We start from the raw sequence: 16146 nt of genomic DNA on the forward strand, positions 1-16146 counted from the left end.
CCATGACCGTCCGGGACGCCCGCCGCAGCGCGGTGTACGAGGCCGAGCGCGCGGTGGAGTCCGTCCTCGGCCGCGACCGGGTCGGACCGGTGACGGTGTCCCTGCACGGGTCGTCCCTCACGCTCCCGGTGGAGCGCCGGTTCGGCGACGCGGCCGGAGTGCAGCGGTACGTCGACGCGGTGCTGGACCTGGACTGGGTCACCGCGCGCTGGCCGGGGCAGCGGGTGGCGGTGCGCGCCCGCCGCGGCCAGCGGATGGCCCACTACGAGCCCGCCCCGGAGCCCGTGATCGCCGTACCGGTCGAGACCACGTGGGCGCTGCGGGAGCTCGTCGTCCTGCACGAGGTGGCCCACCACCTCGCGCGGGTCAGCGTCGGCGGTGCCGAGCCGTCCCACGGGCCCACCTGGGCCGGGGTCTACCTGAACCTGGCCGCGGTCTGCGTCGGTCCCGAGGTCGCGCTGCTGCTGCGGGCGTCGTTCGCCGACGCCGGCGTGCCCGCGGACGAGTCGTTGTCGTACGTCACCGAGGGGGCGGTGTGAGCAGTCTGGACCGGATCGCGGCGCTGCTGGCGAAGGCCGAGCGCAGCGACAACGAGCACGAGGCGGAGGCGTTCCTCGCCAAGGCGCAGAGCCTGGCGACGGTGCACTCGGTCGACCTCGCCGTCGCGCGTGCGCGGATCGCGCACCGCGAGCGCCGCGAGCAGCCGACCACCAAGGTGGTCCGCATCGGCGAGCCGGGCAAGCGGGCCAACCGCTGGCTGGTGATGCTGTTCCTGGCGATCGCCGACTGCAACGACGTGCGCTGCGACATCGCGCGCAACTCCACGTCGGTGTGGCCGTTCGGGTTCCCGTCCGACATCGAGGTCGTCGAGATGATGTGGGCCTCGGTGGCCACGCAGATGACCGTCGCGGCCAACGCATGGCTGGCGACCGGCGAGTGGCGCACGGAGACCTACCGCGCCCGGACCAAGGCCGGGTGGGACCGCTACGGCCGGACGGTGTGGGGCTACCAGACCAAGCCGCACACCGCGACCACCGCGCGGGCCGCGTTCTACCAGGCCTACATCCCCCGCATCCGGCAGCGGCTGATGGCCGCGCGGGAGGCGGCGATCGCCGCGGCCTCCGCCGTCGCGGTCGGCGCCGAGGACTCCTACCCCGACGTGCTGGACCTGCGGGACGGTGCGGACCGGCCGCGCGCGGTCTCCGCCGCCCTGGTGCTCAAGGGCAAGGCGGAGGAGGTGGCGGCCTACTACCGGCAGGCCTCCGAGGCGTCGGGGTCCTGGCGCGGCTACGGCGGGTCGGTGCTGGCCACCCCGGGCGCGGCGTCGCGGGCCGGCACGGCCGCGGCCGAACGGGCCCGCCTCACCTCGCAGCGGGGTATCGCCGGACCCGCCGGCGACCTGCCGGCCGGCTGAGCGTGCAGCCGGCACCGGGCCTCACGCGTCCCCTCGAACCGGGCCTCACGTGCGCCGCACGCACGGCCTCACGCTGGGCCTGCTGACGAACCTCACACGGTGCTGACGAAGGCCTCGACATCGCGCGGCCTGCCGACGATCAGGATGTCGTCGCCGTACGAGAGGACCGTGTCCGCGTCGGCGTGGGTGAACTCGTCCGCGCCCTCCTTGCGCACCGACACGATCGTCACGTGCTGGGACGCCCGCAGACCGGTCTCCCCCAGCGGGGTGCCGACCAGGTACTGCGGCGGGTGCGCCTTCGCCAGCACCCACCCGGAGTCGATCTCCACATAGTCGAGCATCCGCCCGGAGATCAGATGGGCCACCCGCACGCCCATCTCGGCCTCCGGGAAGATCACGTGATGGGCGCCGACCCGGGCCAGGATCCGCGCGTGCAGCTTGCTCATCGCCTTGGCCCAGATGTTCGGCACGCCCAGGTCCGCCAGCAGCGAGGTGGCCAGGATGCTCGGGGTCTGCTCACCCCCGATCGCCACGACCGCGTTGTGGAACTCGTCCAGACCGAGCTCCTCCAGCGCCTCCGGGTCGGTCGGGTCGGCGGTGACGACCCGCTCCAGCCGGCCGGCCATCTGCTGCACCAGCACCGGGTTGGGGTCGATCGCGAGCACCTCGGTGCCCAGGTGGGTGAGCTCCTCGGCCAGCGCGCGGCCGAAGCGACCCAGGCCGATGACGGCGACGGGTTCGGTGTTCCTAGCCAACGATCATCCTCTCCTCGGGCAGCCGGCGACGGCTGGCCCGCTCCCGCAGGGCCAGGCTGGTGGCCGCCGTCAGCGGCCCCACCCGGCCGATCAGCATCACCACGGCGAGCAGGGCCTGGGCCGGGTCGGACAGCTCCGGCGTCAGCCCCGTCGACAGCCCCACCGTGCCGAACGCCGACACGGTCTCGAACACCACCCGGTTGAACGCCACGTCGCTGAGCAGTAGCAGCCCGAACGCCGCCACCACCACGACCGACATGCCGAGCACGGCGACCGTGAGCGCCTGCCGCTGGTTGGCGGCCGAGACGCGTCGGTGGCCGACCTCCACGTCGTCGCGGCCGCGCATCTCCGACCACACCACGAAGGCCAGCAGGCCGATCGTGGTCACCTTCACGCCACCGGCCGTCCCGGCGCTGCCGCCGCCGATGAACATCAGCACGTCGGTGGCGAACAGGGACTCCTCGTCCATGGCGCCGATGTCCAGGACGTTGAACCCAGCGGTCCGCGCCATCGTGGACGTCGCGAAGGCCGCCAGCGATGCCGTACCTAGACCCTTGTCCTGCAACGTGTTCGGGTTGTTGATCTCTTCGAACATGAAGAACACCGTCCCGCCCACGAGCAGGACGACGGTCATCGCGACCGTGATGCGCGTCAGGATGGACCACGAGTGCGGGTGCCACGCGGAGCGCGCCAGCTCGAACACCACCGGGAAGCCGAGACCGCCCAGCACCACCGCCGCGCACACCGGCAGCAGGAACCACGGGTCGGCCACGAACCCCATCAGGCTGTCCGAGTAGATCGAGAAGCCGGCGTTGTTGAACGCCGACACCGCGTGGAACAGACCCGAGTACGCGGCGGCGCCCGGCGTCTGGTCGTACCCCAACCACAGTCGCAGCCCGAGCAGCACCGCGACCACGGCCTCGGCGACGAGGCTGAACGCCACGATCCGCAGCACCAGCCGCCGCAGCTGCCCGGGGCTGGTCGAGCGGGTCTCGGTCTGCAGGGCGAACCGCGCCCGCAGCCCCATCCGCCGGGCGAACGCCAGCGCCAACAGCGTCGCGACCACCATGATCCCCAGGCCGCCGACCTGGATCAGGACGAGGATCACGCCTTGGCCGAAGCCGGACCAGTACGACCCGGTGTCCACCGTCACCAGGCCGGTGACGCAGACCGCCGAAGTCGAGGTGAACGCGGCGTCGAGCAGCGGTGGCGAGGTGCCCGACGCGGTCGACCACGGGAGCATGAGCAGCCCGGTGCCCACGACGATGGTCCCGACGAAGGCCGCGAGGACCAGCTGGCCGGGGTGCCGGAAGCGTGCGAGCGGTGCCATGTCCCTCCGACGCCGGACGATCCAGCCCGTCGCGCGCAGCCTCCCACAGGGCACCGGTGGAGTGTCGAATGCTCGCCCGTGGGGGTTTCAGGACGGTCCTGCAACCCCCACGAGCGAGCACTCGCGGACGCTTACAGGGCGGGGAGGCCCATGGGGACGGCCACGTCGCGCTCCTCGGCGACCTGGCAGGCCAGGTCGTACCCGGCGTCCACGTGCCGGATCACGCCCATCCCCGGGTCGTTGGTGAGCACGCGGGCCAGCTTCTGCGCGGCCAGCGGGGTCCCGTCGGCGACCGACACCTGGCCGGCGTGGATCGAGCGGCCCATCCCGACGCCACCGCCGTGGTGGATCGACACCCAGGACGCGCCCGAGGACACGTTCACCATCGCGTTGAGCAGCGGCCAGTCCGCGATCGCGTCGGAGCCGTCGAGCATCGACTCGGTCTCGCGGTACGGGGAGGCCACCGAGCCGCAGTCCAGGTGGTCGCGGCCGATGACGATCGGCGCGGACACCTCGCCGGAGGCGACCAGGTCGTTGAACGCCAGCCCGGCCTTGTCGCGCTCGCCGTACCCGAGCCAGCAGATCCGCGCCGGCAGCCCCTGGAACGCCACCCGCTCCTGCGCCATCGTGATCCAGCGCCGCAGGTGGGTGTTGTCGGGGAACAGGTCGAGCACGGCCTGGTCGGTGCGCCGGATGTCCTTCGGGTCACCGGACAGCGCCACCCAGCGGAAGGGGCCCTTGCCCTCGCAGAACAGCGGGCGGATGTAGGCGGGGATGAACCCGGGGAAGTCGAAGGCCCGGTCGAAGCCGCCCTTGCGCGCCTCGTCCCTGATCGAGTTGCCGTAGTCGAAGACCTCCGCGCCCCCGTCCATGAAGCCGACCATGGCGGCGACGTGCTTGGCCATCGACGCCTGCGCGCGCTCGGTGAACTCCTCCGGCTTCTTGTCGGCGTAGTCCGGCGCGTCCTCGAGGTCGATGCCCTCGGGGATGTACGTCAACGGGTCGTGCGCGGAGGTCTGGTCGGTGACGATGTCGACCGGCACGCCGCGGCGCAGGATCTCGGGCACCAGGGTGGCCGCGTTGCCCACCAGCCCGACGGACAGCGCGCGACCGGCCTGCTTGGCCGCCACCACCCGCTCGATCGCGTCGTCGAGGTCGTTCGCGATCTCGTCCAGGTAGCGCGTCTCGACGCGCCGGACCAGCCGGGTGGGGTCGATGTCGATGATGAGGCAGACGCCCTCATTCATGGTGACCGCAAGCGGCTGGGCGCCGCCCATGCCCCCGCAGCCGGCCGTGAGCGTGAGCGTGCCGCGCAGCGTGCCCCCGAAGCGCCGCTCCGCGACCGCGGCGAACGTCTCGTACGTGCCCTGCAGGATCCCCTGCGTCCCGATGTAGATCCACGACCCGGCGGTCATCTGTCCGTACATCGTCAGCCCGAGGTGCTCCAGTCGGCGGAACTCCGGCCAGGTCGCCCAGTCCCCCACCAGGTTCGAGTTCGCGATCAGGACCCGCGGCGCCCACTCGTGGGTGCGCATGATGCCGACCGGCTTGCCGGACTGCACCAGCATCGTCTCGTCGTCGCGCAGGTCGGTGAGCGTACGGATCATCGCGTCGAACGCGGACCAGCTGCGGGCGGCGCGTCCGGTGCCGCCGTACACGACCAGGTCGTCGGGGTGCTCCGCCACCTCGGGGTCGAGGTTGTTCTGCAGCATCCGCAGCGCGGCCTCCTGCTGCCAGCCGCGGGCGGTGAGGGCGGTGCCGCGGGGCGCGCGGACCGGGCGGGGACCTGAGGGCGTCACGGGGGCGGTCGTCATGCGGACCATTGCAGCGCTCCGAGACCGTCCCGGCGATACCCTGCTCGCGGTCGGTGTCTCAGATACGAGACTCAGCGCCCGGCGAGTGGAGGGTTGGGGGGGGGGGGGGGGGGGGGGGGGCCCACCCCCCCCCCCCCCCCCCCCGGGGGGGGGGGGGGGGGGGGGGGGGGGGGGGGGACCCTCCACTCGGCGAATGTGCCGGCGGCGCGGCGGGCGCTGGCGATCCTGCGGACGCTGGCCGGCTCGCCGACCCCGGTCACGGCCGCGACTCTGGCCCGCGACCTCGGCCTGCCCCGCTCGTCCACGTACCACCTGCTCGCCGCGATGGCGGAGGACGGCTTCGTCGTCCACTACCCGGAGGAGCAGCGCTGGGGCATCGGGGTGTCCGCGTTCGAGCTGGGCACCGCGTACCTGCGGCACGACCCCCTGGAGCGGCAGGCCCGACCGGTGCTGCGCGCACTGGTGACCCGGCTGCCGCACGACCTGCCCGCGGTCGCGCACTGCGGCGTCCTGCGCGGCCGGGAGACGCTGTACGTGGCCACGGAGTCGACCGCGCTGCGGGTGAGCGTCGTCGCGGAGGTGGGCGTCCGCCTGCCCGCCAGCCTCACGGTGTCGGGACGCTGCATGCTCGCGGTGCTGCCTGCGGCCCAGGTCCGGGCGCTGTTCCCGGACCGCGACGCCTTCGTGGTGCGCACCGGCCGAGGGCCGTCCAGCCTGGCGCAGCTGCGCGCGCTGCTCGCCACCGAGCGACGGGCCGGCGTCGCGGTCGAGGACGGGATGGTGACCGAGGGGTACGCGTCGGTCGCCGCGGCTTCCGTCGACCGGGCGGGCCGGCCGGTGGCCTCGATCGGGGTGACCGTGCGCTCGGAGGACCTGGCGCCGCCGCTGCTGGCGCTGTGCAGCAGGGAGGTACGGCGCACCGCCGGCGCGCTGACCCGGCGGTGGGGCGCGGTCCCGGCGCCGACCTGAGCGGGCGCGCCATCCTGGGGTCATGCTGCCGCCCGAGGTGATCGTGTTCGACGTCAACGAGACCCTGTCCGACCTGAGCCCGTTGGCGGCTCGGTTCGCCGAGGTCGGGCTGTCTGCCGAGACGGCCCGGCTGTGGTTCGCCTCGGTCCTCAGGGAGGGGTTCGCGCTCACGGCCGTCGGCCAGCCCGCGTCCTTTGCGGGGATCGGGCGAGAGGTGCTGCGCGGGCTGCTGGTCGATGCGGGCGCGGTGCCGGCCGAGGAGTCGGTGGAGGCGGTGATGGCCGCGTTCCTGGACCTGGACGTGCACCCGGACGTGGCGACGGGGGTACGGCGGCTCGCGGCCGGCGGCACCCGCCTCGTCACGTTGAGCAACGGTGCCGCGGCGGTCGCCGAACGACTGCTGGACCGTGCCGGGCTCCGGGAGTCCTTCGAACACGTGTTGTCTGTGGACGACGCGGGCATCTGGAAGCCCGCGGTCGGTGCGTACCGCTACGCCGCGGACGTCTGCGGCACGACGCCGGACCGCATGCTCATGGTCGCGGTGCACCCCTGGGACCTGCACGGCGCCGGCCTCGCGGGTCTGCGCACCGCCTGGGTCCGGCGGCGCAGCGAGGAGGTGTACCCCTCCTACTTCCGGACTCCCGACCTGGCGGTGTCCGGGGTCGATGACCTCGCGCACCTCTTGGCGGCGGATCCCCCTCCTGGCCCGTCCTGAGAGGTCGCGCCCGCCTCCGACGCCACCGCCCTCGAGATCCCCTCCGCCCCGGGACGGAGTGGGCCGAGCCGAATCCGCCTCCCCGGCCGGCATCGCCGCTAGGCGACGGCGACCCACGCGGGCGTGGGGGCCCCGCTTCCACCGGGACCCCCACGTGGTTGTCGTACGCGAGGACTACTTCAGGGTGACCACCCCGTCGTGGTCCCCGTACACGTACCCCTGCAGGGAGGTGACGCGGACCTGGTACGTGCCCGGCTTCGCCGGAACGGTGATCACCAGGGACGCACCCTTCGACACGACCTTCGCGGCTGCCACGCTGACCCCGTTGCGCGTCAGGTGGATCGGGGTTCCTGGCGACCAGTTGCCGGTCGCCACGGTGAAGGCGGCCTGACCCGACGTCACCGCGGCCGGCGGCATGATGCCGAACGGCGCCAGGGAGAGCGAGAACGTCGCGCTGGTCGCCTGCGTCGGACCACAGGTACCGCCGCAGATCCGCACCGCACAGTCACCCGCCTCGGCGGGGATCCACTGCCCCCCGCCTCCTGACGTACCGTCGAACCGAACGCTCCCGTCGGCCCGGACGGTCGAGCTCGCCTTCGCCCGTCCGTCCAGCGTGGCGTAGGCCGTGGTCCCGGGCGCCACACCGGTCGTGGTGGCCGAGACACCGAACAGCCCGCCGGTGGTGATGGGCGACCCGTCGTGCGGCGACGTCACCGTCACGGTCGGCCCGCTCGGCGGGGATGTGGGTGGCGAGGTCGGCTCCGAGGTGTAGGTGACGGTCGCGATGGCCGCGATGCCCTGAGCGGTGAAGGTCACCGTGTCCGTCATCACCGTGGACGAGGACGGGGCGGTGTCCTTCAGCGCGTAGGCGACCGTGCCTGCGGCGGTCGTCGTACCTGCCGTGGTGGCGCCGAAGGCGTTGCGGCCGGCGGAGGACACCGTCACCGGCTCACCGGCGACCGGGGTCCCGTCCGTCGTCTTCAGGGTGACCGTGAATGCGGTGCTTCCGCCCACGGTCGTGGTTGCTGACGACGGGCTGACCGTGAGCAGGTACCCGGACCCGCCGGAGGGCAGCTGCACGACAGTGTGGCCGACCGACTTCGTGTCGAACGCACCGGTCGAGTCGGTGACCCGAACGGTCGCGGTGAACACCCCGGTGCTGCTATACGCGTGGGATGCCGCGCAGGTCGACCCGGTCACCGTTCCCGGCACCTGCGTCCCGTCACCGAAGTCCACCAGACAGGTGACCGGCACGTCGGGGTCGGTGAACTCCGCGGTGGCGCTGGCCATGGAGCCGATGAACGAGGTCGACGGGGTCACCCCGAACGACGCGATGACCGGCGGGTTGAACATCAGCCGGCCCTCGATCGCGGGGCTGATCGGTTCCGACTGGGCCTGTACGTGCTCGATCACCGCGTCGCGGACGTAGTACTGGGTGTCGGCCACGATCTGGCCCAGCGGCCACAGCGACGTGCCACCGTCGTTGAAGTTGCACGAGCCGGCCGCCAGGTAGTTCACCGTCGAGACCCGGTAGTACGTCGAGGCGTCGGTGAAGTCCACCTTCGTCCCGCCGATGAACAGTCCGGCGACGTTGTCACCGTCGGGCAGCGTCGGGAAGGTGTCGCGGTAGGCGATGTGGTTGCCTGCGTCGGTGTCGAGCATGCAGGTCGTGTAGTACGAGTAGCCGCCGTAGCCCGGCACATACTTGTAGTAGTAGTAGTTGCGGTAGGCCCGCTCGAGGACCGCCTTCAGTTGCGGTCCGTTCATGGTCATGACGACGAGCGAGTTCTCGTACGGCATGAGGGTGAACATGTCCGCGACCCTGAGGGTGAACGGCGTCCCCGGGGTCGCGCTCTCCGCGATCTTCCGGTTCGTCATGGCCCCGGACAGGTGGACGTCGACCGCGACATCCTCGGACTCCAGCTTCCAGACGGAGGCGTCGGCCTGCAGGTTCGCTGCGTTGGTCTCCTGCGTGAACGCCGACAGCGCGTCGACTGGAACCAGGGTGGAACCGATCACGGTGTCGTTGTAGGCCGCCAACAGTGTCGCGTACGGGTCGATCAGCGCCTTGATCGTCGGGTCCTCCGGAGTGCTCGCGGACACCGACGTATAGCGGCCGGCCCGCGACACGACGTCGTACCCCCCGCCGCCGTCCGGCAGGAGGCCGAGGACGACCTCGCCCAAGGTGTTGTTGTAGCGGTAGGCCTGGGTGACGAGGACGGCGTGGTCCGGTCCGGCGACCTGTGCCGGCAGGTACTTGTAGGCACCGAAGCCGTACGCCGGGTTGGTGTGGCTGTGGCCGCCGACGACCGCGTCGACACCGGGCACCACCGACGCGAAGTAGGTGTCGACGTTGTCGTCGACCTCCACGCTCGCCGGGTTGGTGGTGAAGCCGATGTGGGTCAGGGCGATCACCACGTCGTCGTTCGCCTGCAGCGTCGGGGCGTAGTCCTGCCCCGCCTGGATGGGGTCGGTGAACGTGAGCCCGGGGATGTTGCTGGGTAGCTCGTAGTTCGGGACCCGGTGGTTGCCGATCCCCAGGATCGCGACCTTGATGTTCTCCGGTCCGATCGTCTCCTCGACGTACGGCTCCACGGGCACGCTCGCCAGCCCGTACGCGCCGGTGTCGGCGATGTTCGCCTGCAGGATCGGGAAGGTGGCCTGCGCCAACGTGCCGAAGATCTGCGAGCCGAAGTTGAACTCGTGGTTGCCCAAGGTCATGGCGTCGTAGTCCATCGCGTTGAACGCCTTGATCAGGGGGTTGATCGACAGCTCGGGCGGGAGCGGTGTGCCGTCTGCTGCGTAGCCGAGCCCGGCCGACTTGAAGTAGTACATCATCGCGTCGCCCTGGATGTTGTCGCCCGCGGTCAGGAGCAGGGTCCGCTGCGGGTTGTGGGCGCGCGCCTGGTTGATCAGGGACGCCAGCTGGGTGTAGCCGACGTAGGTCCCCTTGAGCAGGTTGCCGTGCGAGTCGTTGTGGTGCAGCACCGTGACCGGCACGACCTCACCCGGGTCGTAGGTGTCGTCCCCGTTGCCGTTGCGGGTGATGCGCCCGTCCAGCGTCCCGTCGCCGTCCGGCCCCTTGTACGGGTCGGCGAAGGTGTAGTGCGCGGACACGTACGCGTTGACCGCGTTGAGCATGTCACCCCAGTACGTGATGTCGGTCATGTACTTGAACGGGGTGAACCCGTCCTGGCCCGCCGGGGCGAGGAACTCGTTGGTGCCGACCTTGTAGGTGGCCGCGGGGTCGATGGCCTCCCAGATTCCGCTGGACCTGTTGTAGAACTCGACGTCGTACGAGCCCCAGCCCCACGGCTGCGGCCCGGGCAGCAGGTCGGAGTACCGGAAGAACGTGTATCGGACGCCGGACGGCTGCAGTGCGCCCTTGAACAGCGTGGCCGACTGGTTGAGCAGGTCGATGATCTGCGCGCCTGTCATCGTTCCCACGATCGTGGCGTTGCCGAACGGCAGGATCTGGAACATCTGGCCGTACGTGAGCAGCATCGGGTCGTGCGCCCAGACCCCCGGTTGGCAGTCCGCCGCACTCGAGCTCCAGACGTAGGTGCCCGGGTTGAGCGGATCCTCCTTGTCGCACCAGTCGGTCCTGATCCCGCCGGGGTTGTTGAAGAACATGTCGACGTCGTTGGCCGGATTGGCGTCCTCGTTGAGTGCGCCGTAGATGGCATCGTCGACGAAATCGCCCATCATCGAGTCGCCGTTGTAGTTGCGCAGCAGGTCGGTCTGCGCGTATCCGATGGGCTCGTTGATCAGCGCCAGGTACGCCGGGTCGCTGGCGTACGACTGGACCAGGGCGTCGATCGGCGGGTACTGCGCGTCAGTCGTGCCGACGACGAGGGACTGCCAGGAGATGGAGGCGTTACCGGTGTCCGGGTCGAAGGTGACGTCGGCTCGTCCGACACGGCGCCCGGCGTAGTAGGCCTGGACCACGGTCGTGGAGCCGACCACGGTGGCCGTGGTCAGGTTCGTGTGGCTGTGACCACCGATGATCAGGTCGACCGGCTTGCCGGCGGAGTTCAGCATCGCCGCCAGGGTCTGGTCGCCGTAGACGGTGAAGCCGTAGCCGTAGCCCCCGTCGGTATACCCGTTGTGGCTCAGCACCACCATGACGTCGGACGCGGCGGCGAGCTCGTCGTAGTAGTGCAGGATCGTCTCCGCCGGATCGCGGAAGCACAGACCGGCCGTGGCTGAGGCCACCGTGATGTACGGGGTCTCGACCGAGCCGACGCCGATGACGCCGACCCGAACGGTGTTCGGCGCCGTGCCGACGGTGAACACCTCGTACGGCGCGACCGCCGGGTTGAAGGGATCCCAGGTGCAGGCGTCACCGGACTTGGTGGTGATGTTGGCGACCACCATGTCCATGGGAGTCTCGGTGGCCGTTGCCGGGGACTCGGCCTGGGCGATGCGGGCCGCCAGGACGGACTGCCCCCAGTCGAACTCATGGTTACCGAAAGTAGCGGCGTCGTAGCCCATGGCGCGGTAGGTGGCGATCGTGGGCACGCCCTGCTGGAGGTTCGACAACAGCGTGCCCTGCATGATGTCGCCCGCATCGAAGAGCAGAGTGTTGGCGTCACCGACCGCGGTGCGGACGTCCTGGATCTTCTGCGCGACCCGAGCGGCACCGGGGTTACTCCCCGCAGCCTCCAGGTTGCCGTGAAAGTCGTTGGTGTGCATGATCGTGAAGCTGATCGGCGCGGCCGCGGAGGCCGGCGCCGTCATGGTGAGCGGGCCAGCGAGGCCGACCACCAACGTCAGGGCCGCGAGCGCCGTGAGGCGCCTCCGCGGCCCGTGCCACACGTCGTTGAACTGACTCATCGTGACCACCCCCGAGTGGTGGCGGGCGCGAGGCGGACACCCCGCGCCGTCGCATCTCCACCCTCACGTTGAGTAGCGGTCTCCGCTAGGGCAGAGAGGCCGTTCGGGTGTGTTCCGCATCACCCGAGCGTTTCCGGCTCGCCCTCCTCCCGAGCCCGGGTCGCCGAGCCGGCCGCGGCCGCACGTGCGGAGTCAGCACACGGACCGGACCTGCCGTGGGGCGGCAGGCCCGGTCCGAAGGTGCGGCGACTGGGTCGGCTACAGCCGGGCGGTGATGCGGCAGGTGGTGCTGCCGCGTCGGGCCACCACGGTCACCGTGTCGGTCCCGCTGCCGTCCGCGGTCACGACCCGCCAGCCGAACGACCCGCTGGGGGCCCGGGTGGTGCGGGTTGCCGTGGCGGCGACGGTGCCGTTGTGGACCAGGCGCAGCCGCCAGCGCTGGTCGTTGCGGTTCTGGTCGAGCTCGTACTCGACCTGCAGGCCGTGGTCCTCGGCCGAGAGCTTGAGCTTCGTGGCGATGCTGCCGCACGAGGCGGTCTCGATGACGCGGGGGGACTTCGCCTGCGCCGCGGAGGGGAAGGCCACGGCGGAGGCGATCACGGCGGTCGAGGCGAGCAGGACGAGGGGGCGTCGCAGGGGGGTCATGGCAGGTCCTTCCGGGGGGAGGAGGAATGGGGCAGGGAGCACGGGACGGGGGGAGGCAGACGGGTCCAGTGCCTCACGAGTGGTTCGGGCCGTCGTCGTGCCCGCCGCCGTGACCCGAACCGGAGCCCGAGCCCGATCCGCCGTCGCCGCTGCCCTGGTCCGGGGTGCCGTCGTCATCTCCGGCGGTGGTGCCGGCGGTGGTGCCGGAGCCGGCGTCGCCGCTGCCCTGGTCGGGGGTGCCGTCGTCGTTCCCGGCGCTGGTGCCGCCCGTGGTGGTGTCGGTGGTGGTGCCGATGGCCACGTCGCCGGGGCCCTGGTCGGGGGTGCCGTCGTCGTTCCCGGCCGTCGCGACGCTGGCGGTCGGTCGCGGGGCGGAGTCGTCGAGCGCGGCACCCATGACGTCATCGGCTCCGTGCCGGTGGTGCTGGCCACGGTGCTGCCCGCGGTGGCGGTGACCGTGGTTGCGGTGCTTGCCCTTGCCCCGCGCCTTGTGCCGGCCGTGCTGGCCGTGGTCGTCGCGCGAGCTGGACGCGGACGACGAGCTGCCGGTGCTGCCGTCGTCCGCGCCCTGCCGGGCCTGCGCCACCGTGGCGCCGCTGACGGTGGCCAGCGCGATGCTGGTGACGAGGATGAGCGCGCGGGTCGCGGTCCGGCGGACGGACGAGGTCTGGTGCGCTGCCTGGGTCATCGGGACTCCTTGGTCGGGGGCCGGGGGTGGCCGTACCGCAAGGCTGCGAGGGGCCGCGTCGAGGTCGCAATGACACCTTGGTCGTACGACCGGTCAGGCCTGACCCGGCTCCGGCAGGTGCTCGCGCGCCCACAGGGCGGCGCTGGTGCGGTCGGTCACGCCGATGCGGCGGAAGATGTTGCCGACGTGGAGCTTCACGGTGCTCTCGCTGATCCCCAGAGACCGTGCGATCTGCTTGTTGGCCAGGCCTTTTCCGACGAGGTTCAGGACCTCGCGCTCGCGCCCGCTGAGCTCGTCCAGCGGCGACGGCGCCTGCTGGGACGGCAGCAGGGCCCGCGCCACCCTCGGGTCGATCGGGGCATGTCCCTGCGCCGCCGCGCGCACGGCCGCGAGCAGCTCGTCGGGTCGCAGTCCTTGAGCAGGTAGCCCACGGCACCGGCCCGCAGCGCCAGGTCGACCCGCTCGCGGTCGGAGAACGACGTCAGCACGACGACGTGCGTCTCGGGCAGCTGCGCCACCACCCGGCGGGTGGCCTCGACACCGTCCAGCACTGGCATGGACAGGTCCATCAGCACCACGTCGGGCCGCAGCTCGAGGGCCTGCGCGACGGCCTGCTCGCCGTCGGACGCCTGCCCGACCACGCGCAGGTCGTCGGTGGACTGCAGCAGGCTCACCAGTCCGGCCCGGACCAGGCCGTGGTCGTCGGCCAGCAGGATCGTGGTCACGACGCCGGCAGCCGCATCCGCCAGTGCGTCCCCGCACCGGGCCCCGTGCGGACGTCCAGCGTCGCCCCGGCGGACGCGGCCAGGTCGGCGAGGATGCGCAGGCCGAAGTGGCCCTCCTCCGGGTCCGCCAGCGCCCTCTCCGCATCGAACCCGACGCCGTCGTCGACGACGTCGAGCACGTGGTCGCGCCCGTCCCGCGTCAGCGACACCGTCACCCGTCGGGCGTGGGCGTGCCCCGCGACGTTGCGCAGGCACTCCTGAGCCACTCGGAACACCAGCTCCTCCGCGGCCGGGTCCAGGCCGGTCCGCCCGTACGGCGGGACGTCGAGATCGACCTCGACGCCGCGGGACCGCAGCGTCGCGGTGGTGTCCTCGAGTGCGGCGCGCAGCCCCGCGGTGCGCAGGCTGGCCGGGTAGATGTCGACGAGCAGGGACCGCAGCCCGCCGATGCTGGCGCGTACGGTCCCCAGGACCCCGCGCAGCTGGTCCGCCAGGCCGCGGTGTCCGAGGGTGTCGGCCTGCTCCGCGGCCCCGGCCACGGCGAACGACGACACGGCCAGCTCCTGCACGACCCCGTCGTGCAGGTGGGCGGCGATCCGCTGGCGCTCCTCCGCGGACGCGTCGACGGCCCGCTGCAGCAGCTGCTCGCGCTGCGACTGCGCCGTGCGCAGCCGGTCCGTCAGCCGCCAGATCACCGGCATCAGCAGGACGACGAGCAGCAGCATGCTGGACAGCGTGATCCCCGCGAAGCCCCGCCACAGCTCGCCGGTCCTGGCCGCGACCGAGTCATAGGGGGCGTACGTCTCGAACAGCAGCGGCTGGCCGGTGGGGGTCCACACCGGTTGGTAGACCTCGAGCAGCTTGTCCTGGCCGGCCTCGGACCGGTTCTCCGGCCGGGTCAGGTCGGAGACCTCCGCGTGGGTCATCGGCTCGAGCAACGCCTGCCGTTCCTCCTCGCCCAGGGCGAAGCGGTCGCCGATGGCCTCGGGGTCGTCGGAGTACACGATGACCCCGTCGGGGGTCCAGAGCTTGACCCGGGAGATCGACGTCCCCAGAACCCGTGACCGTACGACCGAGTCCAGCCGGGCGGTTGCCTCGGCGTCGAAGGTGAGCAGCGAGTCGTCGAGCGCCGGCATCACGACCGCCTCGGCCAGCAGGTCGGTGATGGTGGCGGCGTCGTTGACGGCCTGGCGCTCGGCGACGTTGCGGCTGGCGACGGCGCCCAGCACACCGACCACCACCACGACCACCGCGGCCGCCGCCGCCACCTGGGCCATGATCCGGCCCGTGCGGACCGGCCGGTACCCCGCGCTTCGCTCGCCCCCGGCCGACACGGTGACCCAGTCGGGCTGCGGCGGCCCGGCGACGGTCGGCTCGGACACCTCGTCGTCGGTGAGCGAGCCCGGACCGTCGGTGGCGGGGTCCTGCACCGCCCCAGTGTGGCTCATGGGGTCGGGAGGGGGCCGTCGCTCGGCTCGGATCGCGTGGTCGGCGAGGCATCGTCGCTGCCCGATCCATGCGACCCGCCCGAGCCGGACCCGGAGTCCGCGGACCCGCCGGAGCCGGACCTGCCGCCACCCGAGGCGCTAGAGCCGCCGCCCCCGGACCCGGGGTCGTCGGAGGGGCTGGGTCCGGGGGCGGGACTCCCGACCGCCTGGGGGGTGCGGGTCGGGGAGGGGACGTGCTGGTCGACTCCGTCGTCCGTGCCGTCGTGGGAGCCGGAGCCGCCGTCTTGCCCGGAGGCACCGCCCTGCCCGGAGCTACCGCCGTGGCCCGAGCCGGACGCGGATCCCGAGGCCGTCGCGTCGGTCGGCCGGGCCGTGTCGTCGATGGTCGGGCGCGGGCTGCGGGAGGGCGCGGGCTGCGGGTCTGCGCCGGAGCCGTGCGAGGAGCTGCCGGACGACCCGGACGACCCGGAGCCGGAGCCGGAGCCGGAGCCTGAGCCGGAGGACCCGGAGGTACCGGACGACCCGGACCGGGACCCCGCGGACGCATCGTCGCTGGTGCCGCTCCCGGACCGGCCGGGGCCCGACGACTGCGCGGCCGAGGCCGAGCGGTGCCCGTCGCCTGGGTCCGTGGCGGACGACACGGACCGAGGGCCACCGGACGCCGGGCCCGCGGGATCCTCGTCACCCGCGTCGTCACCCCGCGGGTCGTTGTCGCCGACATCGGAGCCGTCGTCGAACGAGGACGGGTCCAGCGTGCGCGCGCCCACGGGCACGGGTACCGGCACGCTCTGGGCGAAGGAGGGGTTC

At 72.2% G+C, this 16146-nt stretch carries 13 protein-coding genes; 4 read left to right on the forward strand and 9 right to left on the reverse strand.

The genetic code is table 11. The annotated features are described in order from the left end of the window. Nucleotides 1–2 precede the first annotated feature (2 nt). Together R2737_14570 and R2737_14575 are read left to right on the forward strand one after the other, a co-directional pair. Entirely contained in the window at nucleotides 3–539 is a 537-nt protein-coding gene (locus R2737_14570) for a TIGR04338 family metallohydrolase (protein MEZ5117481.1), read from the forward strand. Beyond that, nucleotides 536–1414 (forward strand): DUF2786 domain-containing protein, encoded by an 879-nt coding sequence (locus R2737_14575; GenBank protein ID MEZ5117482.1) that lies wholly within the window; start codon nucleotides 536–538, stop codon nucleotides 1412–1414. The genes R2737_14570 and R2737_14575 overlap by 4 nt, the downstream gene beginning before the upstream one ends. Nucleotides 1415–1506: 92 nt before the next feature. Here the strand turns inward: R2737_14575 and R2737_14580 are convergent, their stop codons facing one another. The 3 genes from R2737_14580 to hutU form a co-directional block, all read right to left on the reverse strand. Next, nucleotides 1507–2169 carry a TrkA family potassium uptake protein gene (locus R2737_14580; protein ID MEZ5117483.1) on the reverse strand — a complete coding sequence of 221 codons (663 nt, stop codon included), beginning with the start codon at nucleotides 2167–2169 and terminating at the stop codon, nucleotides 1507–1509. Beyond that, nucleotides 2162–3499: a potassium transporter TrkG gene (locus R2737_14585; protein ID MEZ5117484.1), complete on the reverse strand. Its 1338-nt coding sequence runs from the start codon at nucleotides 3497–3499 to the stop codon at nucleotides 2162–2164. The genes R2737_14580 and R2737_14585 overlap by 8 nt, the downstream gene beginning before the upstream one ends. Nucleotides 3500–3630: 131 nt before the next feature. Then, a complete protein-coding gene (gene hutU, locus R2737_14590) occupies nucleotides 3631–5313 on the reverse strand; it encodes a urocanate hydratase (GenBank protein MEZ5117485.1) in 1683 nt (560 codons plus the stop codon). A gap of 195 nt (nucleotides 5314–5508) precedes the next feature. On the opposite strand from hutU, the gene R2737_14595 reads away from it, so the two are divergent. Together R2737_14595 and R2737_14600 are read left to right on the forward strand one after the other, a co-directional pair. Beyond that, the gene (locus R2737_14595; protein ID MEZ5117486.1) at nucleotides 5509–6282 is read left to right on the forward strand and encodes an IclR family transcriptional regulator; all 774 of its coding nucleotides are present in this window, start codon (nucleotides 5509–5511) and stop codon (nucleotides 6280–6282) included. Nucleotides 6283–6304: 22 nt separating this feature from the next. Then, nucleotides 6305–6997 carry a haloacid dehalogenase type II gene (locus R2737_14600; protein ID MEZ5117487.1) on the forward strand — a complete coding sequence of 231 codons (693 nt, stop codon included), beginning with the start codon at nucleotides 6305–6307 and terminating at the stop codon, nucleotides 6995–6997. A 174-nt stretch (nucleotides 6998–7171) separates the two neighbouring features. Here R2737_14600 and R2737_14605 read toward each other — a convergent pair whose 3' ends face one another. The 6 genes from R2737_14605 to R2737_14630 form a co-directional block, all read right to left on the reverse strand. Beyond that, complete coding sequence (locus R2737_14605) at nucleotides 7172–11833, reverse strand: 5'-nucleotidase C-terminal domain-containing protein (protein MEZ5117488.1); 4662 nt, start codon at nucleotides 11831–11833, stop codon at nucleotides 7172–7174. Nucleotides 11834–12091: 258 nt separating this feature from the next. After that, a complete protein-coding gene (locus tag R2737_14610; protein MEZ5117489.1) occupies nucleotides 12092–12478 on the reverse strand; it encodes a hypothetical protein in 387 nt (128 codons plus the stop codon). Between the two features lie 73 nt (nucleotides 12479–12551). Then, the gene (locus R2737_14615) at nucleotides 12552–13166 is read right to left on the reverse strand and encodes a hypothetical protein (GenBank protein ID MEZ5117490.1); all 615 of its coding nucleotides are present in this window, start codon (nucleotides 13164–13166) and stop codon (nucleotides 12552–12554) included. A 93-nt stretch (nucleotides 13167–13259) separates the two neighbouring features. After that, nucleotides 13260–13508, reverse strand: coding sequence for a response regulator transcription factor (locus tag R2737_14620; protein ID MEZ5117491.1), 249 nt, complete (start codon nucleotides 13506–13508; stop codon nucleotides 13260–13262). Continuing rightward, the gene (locus tag R2737_14625; GenBank protein MEZ5117492.1) at nucleotides 13430–13891 is read right to left on the reverse strand and encodes a response regulator transcription factor; all 462 of its coding nucleotides are present in this window, start codon (nucleotides 13889–13891) and stop codon (nucleotides 13430–13432) included. The genes R2737_14620 and R2737_14625 overlap by 79 nt, the downstream gene beginning before the upstream one ends. Beyond that, the gene (locus R2737_14630) at nucleotides 13888–15321 is read right to left on the reverse strand and encodes a sensor histidine kinase (protein MEZ5117493.1); all 1434 of its coding nucleotides are present in this window, start codon (nucleotides 15319–15321) and stop codon (nucleotides 13888–13890) included. Before R2737_14630 ends, R2737_14625 begins: the two co-directional genes overlap by 4 nt. Nucleotides 15322–16146 lie beyond the last annotated feature (825 nt).

This window comes from Candidatus Nanopelagicales bacterium (assembly GCA_041393815.1).
Lineage (GTDB): Bacteria > Actinomycetota > Actinomycetes > S36-B12 > JAWKJK01 > JAWKJK01.